Annotated in this window: 7 protein-coding genes and 1 pseudogene; 4 read left to right on the forward strand and 4 right to left on the reverse strand. The window is 59.8% G+C overall.

Features of this window, described 5'->3' with window-relative positions; all coding sequences use genetic code 11:
• Positions 1 to 139 precede the first annotated feature (139 nt).
• Both VHL31_RS26840 and VHL31_RS02585 read right to left on the reverse strand, forming a co-directional pair.
• Positions 140 to 352: pseudogene (locus tag VHL31_RS26840) on the reverse strand (transposase); the annotation flags it as partial.
• Positions 353 to 412: 60 nt separating this feature from the next.
• Positions 413 to 2,626 carry a BTAD domain-containing putative transcriptional regulator gene (locus VHL31_RS02585; RefSeq protein WP_329659640.1) on the reverse strand — a complete coding sequence of 738 codons (2,214 nt, stop codon included), beginning with the start codon at positions 2,624 to 2,626 and terminating at the stop codon, positions 413 to 415.
• Here VHL31_RS02585 and VHL31_RS02590 point away from each other — a divergent pair.
• On the forward strand, positions 2,619 to 3,887 hold the full coding sequence (locus tag VHL31_RS02590; protein ID WP_329659641.1) for a YcaO-like family protein: 1,269 nt from the start codon (positions 2,619 to 2,621) through the stop codon (positions 3,885 to 3,887). The genes VHL31_RS02585 and VHL31_RS02590 overlap by 8 nt on opposite strands.
• A 235-nt stretch (positions 3,888 to 4,122) precedes the next feature.
• Here the strand turns inward: VHL31_RS02590 and VHL31_RS02595 are convergent, their stop codons facing one another.
• Positions 4,123 to 4,605 carry a hypothetical protein gene (locus VHL31_RS02595; RefSeq protein WP_329659642.1) on the reverse strand — a complete coding sequence of 161 codons (483 nt, stop codon included), beginning with the start codon at positions 4,603 to 4,605 and terminating at the stop codon, positions 4,123 to 4,125.
• 215 nt (positions 4,606 to 4,820) lie between these two features.
• Complete coding sequence (locus tag VHL31_RS02600; RefSeq protein ID WP_329659643.1) at positions 4,821 to 5,474, reverse strand: adenylate/guanylate cyclase domain-containing protein; 654 nt, start codon at positions 5,472 to 5,474, stop codon at positions 4,821 to 4,823.
• Positions 5,475 to 5,954: 480 nt separating this feature from the next.
• Here VHL31_RS02600 and VHL31_RS02605 point away from each other — a divergent pair, with 480 nt between their 5' ends.
• The 3 genes from VHL31_RS02605 to VHL31_RS02615 all read left to right on the forward strand — a co-directional run bounded on the left by VHL31_RS02605 (position 5,955) and on the right by VHL31_RS02615 (position 10,033).
• Positions 5,955 to 7,802, forward strand: a complete 1,848-nt coding sequence (locus tag VHL31_RS02605; RefSeq protein WP_329659644.1) for an alpha-amylase family glycosyl hydrolase — start codon at positions 5,955 to 5,957, stop codon at positions 7,800 to 7,802.
• Between the two features lie 259 nt (positions 7,803 to 8,061).
• Positions 8,062 to 9,138 (forward strand): IS5 family transposase, encoded by a 1,077-nt coding sequence (locus VHL31_RS02610; RefSeq protein WP_329659645.1) that lies wholly within the window; start codon positions 8,062 to 8,064, stop codon positions 9,136 to 9,138.
• Between the two features lie 178 nt (positions 9,139 to 9,316).
• Complete coding sequence (locus VHL31_RS02615; protein WP_329659646.1) at positions 9,317 to 10,033, forward strand: transposase; 717 nt, start codon at positions 9,317 to 9,319, stop codon at positions 10,031 to 10,033.
• The last annotated feature ends 2 nt before the right edge of the window (positions 10,034 to 10,035 follow it).

Below are 10,035 nucleotides of genomic sequence, written 5' to 3' on the forward strand. Positions count from 1 at the left end.
CCAGCAGACCTACAACCGGAGCTGGATCGTCGAGCGGCACGGCTACCGGACACCCGCCCAGGTTCGAGCCGGCCAGCTTGGTCAGATGCACATGGCCGCGTGAGCGCACATCGGTGTCTCATCATTGTGGACCGGTACACCAGACGCCAAGCCTGCCCCAACGGATGAAGGTCTGTGCAGCCATCCACCATGGACCGAACTCTGCTGGCAAGCTCCGCCACTTCGCCCCGTTCTGACAGCGCCAGATGATCGCCTCGATCGTGCGCCGCAGGTCGTGGTGCTGCGTCTTGCGGTGCGGACGGCAGGCCTCGATCAGCGGTTCCAGCACCGCCGACTGCGCATCACTCAGCACACCTGTCATCAGCCATCCCATCTGCTACCTGCCTCGCAGATGGGGAGGAATGATCAGTAGCTAACGGGCCCTAGTCATGGCAATCTTGTCCTGTTCCGCCTGCTCCAGTCCTTGACGGAGCATCGCTCGATCTTTGTCGAGCTGGATAGGGAACATGGATAGGATCCATTCTCGAATGGGCGCGGGATGACATGGGGCATCTCCTTGCCAGAGCGGGGAGATGTGCCCGAGCAGGCGGTCATGCGCCAATGCAGCGGACTTACCTTGACCCAGCAGTGCATAAGCCGCAGCAGCCCAGGCCTGGATGTCGGGAAAGCACTCGGGCGCGCGGTCGACCGCGGCAGCACAATCCCGGTAGCGGCCAGCCAGAAAGCAGATTGATGCCCAATAGCCCCAATAGTATTCAGGAATATAGGGCTGGTACTCGAGGGCCTGAGCACCTAGCTGCACGGCGCGCTCATGATGCCCGCAGAAGCTCAGGACAATAGCTACCGAGATCAAGGCGTCCATGCTGGCTGGGTTCAAAGCGAGCGCCTGCTCTGCTACGCCCGCAGCACTCTCGCAGCGGCCTGCCAACACGTGCGTCCAGGCCAGATGAAGATGATTGCGGCCATCGAAGGGATCGAGCTGAACGGCACGGCGCGCATGATGGGCAGCGCGCACCAGATCGTCGTTGGAACGGTTCTTGCCGGGCTGAAACATCCAGCGAGAATTGAAGATGCCAGCTAGGCTTCCATGCGCACAGGCCAGTTGCGGATCGCGGCTCACCGCCTTCTCGAGCAGCGTGATGGCATGCTCTTCCGCATCCACTCTCCACAGGTTCATCAGCTGTCTGGCCTCCAGCCAATGCTCGAAGGCCGTGCCGGCACTCTGGTCCTGCGGGAGCCGGATCCGGAACATGCGCGCATGATGGATCGTGGCGTTCAGCACCCCCGCCAGGCGAGCCACGAACTCGTTGCGCGCCGATGCCCAGGTGGCCCGTTCGACATCGCGGGAAAATGCCTCGATCACTTCAGAAGTAGAGGTCAGGCGGACCACGACCTGAAAGCTGAGCTTTCGTCTGGGCAGCGTCAGATCAGCGACCTCCACCAAAAAGTCGATGCCGCGCGAGGAAAGTGCGGCAACATCCTGCTCGAGGCCTTCTGGCACCAGCACGACGGTCCAGTCGCGAAATCGGCTGAGACTGGTGATCAGTTCCCGTGCCAGCACTTCGGCCTGCGATCCTCGCGCCAAGAGCTTCCGATCGGCGACGGTGACCGCCAATCGTGGTCGATCTTGGCGCACAAGCTGAGGACCAGCGTGCGGTTCGGCTGCGCGCACCGTTGTCGGCGCTGGTCCCAGTACCTGAGGTTCCGGACCCGATACGGGTCCGGTCGCGCGGACCAAGTCCTGGACGAGCCGCGTCAATTCCTGACGAGGGTTGATGCCATACTCGCGGCGCTGGTTGTCGCGAAAGGCGTCAAAGAAATCGATGGCTTCGGCACGTCGTCCCAGCGCCACCAAGCTCCGCACCCGCAGCGCGACCACGTCTTCGCGATACTCATTGAGCTTCGCTGCAGCATCCGCGATCGCCAGACGATCCTTATCGGATACAGCGCCCCCATCCGCAAGGCTGACGAGGCGGTCGCAAAGCTCTGATGCGTGCAGTTCTCGCTCTACATCAAGCCAGCTATCGAACTCGGGATCGATCTCCGCAAGGTCTGGCGCCAGGGTTGGGCCGGACACCTTGAGCAGACGCAAAGCAGCGGGAACGTCTGCTTCATCGATCATTTGATTGAGCATCAGCAGATCGACCTGCAGCGGCGGCGACCTCACCGCGGCCTGCTCGTCATTGATGGAAAAGAACCTGCCATGACCGTCGCCCATGATCTTGCGGAGGTCGCCCAGGCACTGCCGGAGCGAGGAGCTGGCGCGCTCCTGATCACTCTCGCTCCAGAGCATGGCGGTCAAGCGGGCCCGGCGGATCGGCTTAGGATGGCTGCGGACCAGGACGAGAAGGAGGGCCAGGGTCTTGCGAAGGCGGGGAACAAGCACCGTACCATCAGAAAGCACCAGCCTGGTTGAACCCAGGCATTCGAATCGCGGTCCTTCCGGCAGGACCGGCTGCGCTGCAGCCGGTCCCTGATGGACGATGTTTTCTAATCCCCGCTCGATATCGTGCACTTGGCTGCCCTGATCGCAGCATGATATCCCGCTGCTCTTATCCTGATTTGGCTGGAGTGCAAGCGTGCCATCGACAGCAGCAAGCGCGTCGAGCAGGTAATCGATGCGCACATACCTCATCCCCGCGCCAGCAATCCAAAAGACACTACCCACGCTGCCCGATCAACTCGTCCAGATCGCCGTCGATCATTCTGCCGCTATCACTTTGGCCCTGCTCGAGCCGGAAAGGACTTGGCTGGCCTGGTGCGATGGAGGTGAGCTTGCTCGTGCACCGCTTGGAGGCAGCGGTGCCGGCCTGAAGCCAGAAGACGCTGTTGCGAGGTGCCTGGGCGAACTGGCAGAGATCTGTGCCTTTGCCGGTTACGATCGCGACCACGCACACCTCACGTTGTCGGCCTGTGCGCGCGATCTTGGAGAAGATCCGAACCGGCTGTTCTGTCTCTCGCAAGCGCAACGCTACCAGCGCCAGGAGCTCAACCAGTTCTGGCGCGACTATGACTGGCTGCCGCCGCTCCTGCCACACGATGCGCCTATGGACTGGGTTCATCTGCCTTGCCTGAACAGCGATGCAGAACTGCTGCTGCCGGCAGCATTCTGCCGCCGGCGACCGGCAAACTTCGATGACGACGGCATCCCAGCGATCTTGGACAGCAATGGTTGTGCAGCCAGTGCCTCCTTAGCTGGAGCCAGGGCTCATGCCCTCTTGGAGCTCATCGAGCGCGACGCTACCGCCCGTTGGTGGTACGGTGGCGCACCTGCCTGTCAGGTGGATCCAGAATGTCTTGGTGATCGCCTCGTGCGATGGTCGAAAGCCAAGGCCAGACGTAGGTCCGTCATCTTCCTGCGTCTGGCTGACCTGGCGGATGTTTGCACGATCGTGGCCATCAGCGCGGAGGAAGACGGCACCTGCCTTGCCTTGGGCGCTGCAAGCGCCCTTGATGTTCAGGATGCCTCTGAGCGGGCATGGCTGGAGATGGTGCGAGGAGAGATAGCTTGGGCGGCTCGTCACGGGGCGGTTCTACAAAATGCAGCGTATCCCGCCCGGCATGAAGACCAACGGGCCTTCTGGTGGTCGGAGATGGCGGCGCCCGTGATCCAGCGCCTCAAGAACCGAACCTACCGCAATACGAATGCGCCCACGAACTCGACCGCTGCGGCTTTGCCTGAATCCATGCTCGATGGCCTCCTCCGCGCCCTCAGCACGCGCGAGATATGGGTCTATGAGCAAGAGCTCCAGCAGATTATCCCTGGGCTTGAAGTGACCCGGCTGGTGGCGCCTGGGCTAGTCCACATCAAGCCCAGGCTGGCTCATCCTTCCCTGACGAGCCAAAGCCATGGCAGGCCCTGGAACAGTCTGCCACTCCTGGTCTGACCCGTCCCATGCAAGGCAGGCAGACCGGCTAGGGCAGTCAGCTCCTGGAGCTTGCCCTATCTGCTAAGCCATGTACGGCAGATGGATGGATTGGATGACGGGTGTGCGGACAGCAGGCCTCGATCGATGGCGCGAGCATCGCCCACTGCCCCATCCATCAGAAAACTCCTCATTACCTCTCCCGTCCACTGCACTTCCAACAGACAGGGAGGAAGCAACCAGGAGCTTACCGGCCCTAGAAGACCTTGCCAGCTGCTACGCGCAGCGTCAGGTAGCGCGCCCCGTGAATGCTCGCCAGCATGGTCAGGTTGGTGACAAGGAGGTACATCGGATAGATCCAGCCGTGCTCGGATCCACCGATGGCAAACAAATTGACGACATCCGAGGTCACGGTGACCGTCCAGGGACCGGGAGCTTCCGAATCCGGAAAGCGCCAGACCTTGCGTATGTTCAACATCATGGCTGATCCATCGATCATGAGGAGCGACAGCAGCGTCACGAGCGGCGCCCCGAAGACCACCCATGCCAGCAAGCCCAAGAGGGTGACCGCCAGCGCTACCTGATCGAACAAGGAAAAGAGGCACGGTATGCCAAAGCGCATCGACAACACCGCGCTCACCGTCATTCCAATGGCCAGTACCACCGGAACGCCGGCACTCCAGCCACCGCCCACAGCAAGATGGCTGGCTGCGGCCAAGCTGCCCGCAAGGGCCAGCATCCACCGCGCCAAGGGATCGGGTCGGGTTGCACCGATCCAGATCGTCCGGATATACCATGCCTCCGCAATCGCCGCGATAGCACCGGCGAGAAGACCCGCCAGCTCATGGGAAGTGTCCATGATAGGCCTGCCAATCATGACCCGATCGCGTAAGCATACACGAATTCGGGTGAAATACTTTGGAATGTTAGAGTCGGAAATTGACTGTTTTCTACTCAGTCGCGACAGATCATTCTTGATGCAACTGCCCTGCTGGCCCACGTACCGGTCAGGCGATAGGCCTGGACGGGCTCCATGTTGCGCAATAGTTGCTCTCCCAATGACTCTGCCTGCATCACGATGTGCGGGTCGATCTGGTCGAGCGTTGCCTCGCACAGGTAGATCGCATTCGGTTCGGTCAACGCGGCCAAACGAGCAGCGATATTCACAGGCCGGCCATAGAAGCTGCCGTCGATCAGCAGGACCTGTCCGGCACTGATCCCGATATGAAGCTGCAACAGGTCTCTTGCGGCCATTGCCCGATCGCTATGATCGTGGACCTGCTGGACCGCAAAGGCGCAGCCCAAGGCATCGTCAGCACGGTGAAAGGCGAGCATCGTATTGTCACCACTGCTATCTACCACGGTTCCGCGGTGGGCTCGGGCGAAGGGCTCGAGAATCTGATGGCGCAGTTGCAGAACACGCCGGGCCGTTCCCAGCGCATCGCGATCAATCAGGCGGCTGTATCCGCAAATATCGATCATGACGATCGCGATCGACATCGTTTGAACGGAGAGGTAGTACAGACCTCCGTTGATGCCGCGCACCTCGACCCACTCCAGGAAGTCGACCTGTGCTTGCAGGTCTTCCTGACCGAAAGCTTTGTACATCGGCCTTGCCTTGCTGTTCCCCCGCCAGGGAAGGCCAACGTCCTTGAGGCGTTACCCTCCCAGCCAGCCACGTCACCTAGCGGCAAGGCATCATGACTCTGTGGGCGAACGGCAGCGTGAATTCGGCCGTGATCTTTGCGTGATCTGCCGGAACAGGGCGACGAACACGCTCAGGCCAGGCGCCTCAACCATGGCCAAGGCCATATCTCAGGGAGGACCAATTTTCAGGGGGCAGGCCAAGATGATCTGACTACGCAGCTTTGGCGACACAACCCAGGACTATCTTGACAGAACCCGCGGGTACTTGATCTGTTACCGTGTTCCTACCGGCTGGTGGGACATAGGCGATAGTGGAGGTGGACTAACGCGAGGATCTTGAGGCTTGCATTGAGCTTTCTAAGCCTCATCCCGGAGATGCTTCGGATATTCTATGGACGAAATGAACTTCGAGAACAATCATGGATGCAGGAGAAGCCAGAGATGGTGGAGAAGAGCCTTTCTGAACTTGACTGGGATCACCTGCGGGCCGGTCCTTTTACTGCTTCACCAGCAGATTGGGGAGATCAAGTCTTCTATTTCTTACTGCTCGATCGCTTCTCAGACAATAACGAAGCAGGCTACAAAGACGTCAACGATATAGTGGTTGCAGGCGGCACAACGCCCCTTTTTCAATTATCCGATAATGGTAACGCCGTCCAATCTGCCGCGGATGCAGCACAGTGGCGCGAAGCTGGCGCAAAGTGGGCAGGCGGCACGCTAAATGGCCTCGCCAGCAAACTAGGATATTTAAAGCGCCTTGGCATAAGCGCCATCTGGATCAGTCCTGTCTTCAAGCAGGTCAGCTTCCAACAAACCTACCACGGCTATGGTGTACAGCATTTTCTCGATGTCGACCCTCATTTCGGTACCCGGGATGATCTTCGCAATCTCGTGCAACTCGCTCATCAAAGCGGGATCTACATTGTGCTCGACATCATCATCAACCACGCCGGCAACGTGTTTGATTACTCGTCAGGGGCACCGGATTGGAATGGGCAAATGCATGACGTGCGGGGGTTCAACGATGCTACTGGCAAGCCTGCCTTACCTTTTGGCTCTGTTGATCTCCATCAGCGCCCTGATGCGTTTCCCCATGACGCGATATGGCCTAGCGAACTCCAGCAACCCCCATGTTTCACTCAAAAGGGGCGTATCCGTGACAACGGCTGGGATAATTTTCCAGAAACACTGGAAGGTGATTTTTATGACCTGAAAGACATCCATCTTGGTAAAGGTCCGATCGACGACTTCAGGCCGTCACCCGCACTGCTGGCACTTGTGGAAGCCTACAAGTTTTGGATTGCTTCTGCAGATATAGATGGACTCCGCGTTGATACGGTCAAACACATGGATCTGGGCGCAACTCGGTTCATCGCTGCGGTTCTGCACGAGTTTGCCCAGTCTCTCGGCAAAGAAAATTTTCTGCTACTTGGGGAAATCACAGGGGGCCGCGAGAACGCCTTCAATACACTTGAAGCTACGGGGTTGGATGCAGCCTTGGGCATCGCTGACGAGCCAGGAAAGCTTGAAGGATTGGTTAAGGGCTTTACCAATCCAGAGGAATATTTCGAGATGTTCCGGAACTCGTTTCAAGTCGGAAAACAATCTCACACGTGGTTTCGCAACAAGGTGGTGACTATTCTTGACGATCATGATCAAGTTCGTAAGGGCAACAACAAAGCGCGCTTCTGCGCTGGCAACGCGGAATGGCCCAAGCTCGTCTTCAACGCTCTTGCTCTGAATGTCACCACGTTGGGAATTCCCTGCATCTATTACGGGACCGAGCAATGTTTTGACGGTGAGGGTGGTAACGACCGCTATATACGCGAGGCCATGTTCGGTAGAGCTTTTGGCGCTTTCCGTTCAAAAGATCGCCACTTCTTTGACGAGAACGACCCAGTTTATCGTGAACTTGCCAAGGTCATCCAGATCCGAAAGCAAAAGATCGCGCTTCGGCGAGGGCGGCAATACTTGAGAGAAATCAGTGGCAATGGCGTTGATTTCGGTTTTCCCCGGATCATCGGTGACCGGATGTTGTCTGTTGTGCCATGGTCGCGAATCTTTGACGATCGTGAGGTACTTTTGGCCATCAACACGAACTCTATCCAAGCACAAACAACGTGGGTTGTAGTCGATAGTGATCTTAACGTCGTCGGAAAACAGTTTACTTGCCTATACTCTTCGGACCCAGCTCAGATCGGACAAAAGGTCAATGTTAAAGCTCGCCAGACCGAAAGTAAAACTGTCCAGCTAACGGTCCCGGCCGCAGGCTTTGTGATTTATGAATGATGGGATCTCTCTAGAGCGGTTTCCGTGCGTTCTGGATCGCCGGCTTCCAGCGTTGCCTACCGCGCCCACCGGTGCGTAAGGCTGCCTGTTCGAACACCGGCGCCATACCCAGCAGGTCGTGCCGCTCGCCGTCGGTCAGATACAGCGCCACCGGCCGCCCATGCGCATCGACACGAAGATGCAGCTGGACACCTCCAAAAGCCGCTCGTGCATGTTCGGCAATGGTGGTGGGATGAGGCCGGCCAGGTAGGAGGCGGGCATGGCGGGTCAGGCTGGTTTCTTCGACGTGGAGGAGCGGCTGGCTGGCCTGTCGAAGAAGGGCGATGACCTCGAACGCCTGGCTGCCGTAGTGGACTTCCAGTTGTTCCGGCCAGAACTTGAGGCGGCGGTACCGCGGGCGGATCGATCAAGAGGCGGCAGGCCGCCGTTCGGCCATGTCCTGATGTTCAAGGTGCTGGTCCTGCAGACCCAGAACAACCTGAGCGACGAGCGCACGGAGTTCTATCTGCGCGACCGGCTGACGTGGATCCGCTTTCTTGGCCTCGGCCTGGGTGATCCTGTGCCGGATGCCAACACGATCTGGATGTTCCGCGAAGTGCTGACCAAGGCTGATGCCATCGAGCGGCTGTTGGACCTGTTCGACCGGCAACTGCGCGAGGCCGGCTATCTCGCCATGTCCGGTCAGCTGGTCGATGCCAGCATCGTGGCTGCGCCCAAGCAGCGGAACACGAAGGCGGAGAAGCAGGCGATCAAGGAGGGGCGCGTTCCCGAGGCATGGCAGGCAAGGTCGGCGAAGCTCCGCCAGAAGGACCGGGATGCCCGCTGGACGATCAAGTACACCAAGGCCAAGCCATCGGAGGACGGCCGCAAGCAGGTCGACCTGGCGATCCCTGCCTTCGGCTACCAGAACCACATCAGCACCGACCGGCGGCACCGCCTGATCCGAAAGTGGCTCGTCACTGATGCCGCCGCGCATGAGGGAAGCCGGCTGAGTGACCTGCTCGACCCCGGCAACACCGCGGCCGCCGTCTGGGGCGACAGCGGGTACCGATCGAAGAAGAACGAAGCATTACTGACCCAGCAGATGCTGGTGAGCTGCATCCATCGCAAAAGACCTCCGCACCGGCCCATGCCGATGTGGACAGCCAAGGCCAACGCCAAGAAGTCGGCCATCCGCGCACATATCGAGCACGTGTTCGCCGAGCAGAAGGCCAGGATGGGCCTGTTCGTGCGGACCATCGGCATTGCCAGGGCGACGACCAAGATCGGGCTCGCCAACTTGGTCTACAACATGCACCGGCTGATCTGGCTTGAACGCCAAGCCGTGCCGGGCTGACGGCATTCGAGCGATCTGCAAGGCGGGGACCGAACAGCCCAAGGGCGATCCCGTCCACCCAGATACGGTCGGACGGTTTGAAGAACATAGCTCCGCGGTCCCGGATGTGATTCGCTTCTGCTGACGGCAGGAGGGCAGCGGCGATGAGTGGGTCACCTGGGTTCTTCGACCTGGACGAGTGTTACGCGGAGCCTCAGGTGATCCGCTGGAACGGCTGGCTGCGGTGGTCGACTTCGAGCTGTTCCGGGCGCCGTTGAGCCAAGCCCTGTGCCGCTCGGACGGCAGCAAGGGCGGCCGGCCACCGATCGACCCGGTGCTGATGTTCAAGGTTCTCGTGCTGCAGGCTCTCTGCGGCCTGTCGGACGAGCAGGCAGAATTCCAGATCCGAGACCGGCTTTCATTCATGCGCTTTCTCGGCCTGGGCCTGCCCGACCGGGTGCCGGACTACTCGACGATCTGGCGCTTCCGAGAAGCCCTGGTGACGGTCGGAGCCATGGACAATCTGTTCGTCCGGTTCGACGCAGCCCTGACCGATCGAGGCTACCTGGCGTTAGGCGGCCAGTTGATCGACGCCTCCATCATCGAGGCACCCAGGCAGCGGCTGACGGCCGAGGAAAAGCGCCAGGTCCGTTCTGGCGAGCGGCCGGATTGGCCGGTGGCGAAAGCACGGCACAAGGACATTGACGCGCGTTGGACGGTAAAACGGGGCCGAGTGAAGAAGAAGCCTGGGCCGGCGCTCGAGAGCCGCACACAGATGACCGAAGGCCTGCTGATCCCGGCCTTTGGCTACAAGAGCCACATCAACACCGACCGACGCCATCGGCTGATCCGCCGGTTCCACGTGACCCATGCAGCAGCCCATGAGCTGTCAGCAGACAGCTCATCCGTCTCCTGAAA

Source organism: Geminicoccus sp. (genome assembly GCF_036263595.1).
In the GTDB taxonomy this organism is placed as follows: domain Bacteria; phylum Pseudomonadota; class Alphaproteobacteria; order Geminicoccales; family Geminicoccaceae; genus Geminicoccus.

What these genes read in the sequence shown, in the direction of transcription:
- VHL31_RS02590 (WP_329659641.1), top strand. Translation starts at nt 2,619, where the DNA reads ATGCGCACATACCTCATCCCCGCGCCAGCAATCCAAAAGACACTACCC.
- VHL31_RS02595 (WP_329659642.1), bottom strand. Translation starts at nt 4,605, where the DNA reads ATGCTGGCCCTTGCGGGCAGCTTGGCCGCAGCCAGCCATCTTGCTGTG.
- VHL31_RS02600 (WP_329659643.1), bottom strand. Translation starts at nt 5,474, where the DNA reads ATGTACAAAGCTTTCGGTCAGGAAGACCTGCAAGCACAGGTCGACTTC.
- VHL31_RS02605 (WP_329659644.1), top strand. Translation starts at nt 5,955, where the DNA reads ATGGTGGAGAAGAGCCTTTCTGAACTTGACTGGGATCACCTGCGGGCC.
- VHL31_RS02610 (WP_329659645.1), top strand. Translation starts at nt 8,062, where the DNA reads ATGGCGGGTCAGGCTGGTTTCTTCGACGTGGAGGAGCGGCTGGCTGGC.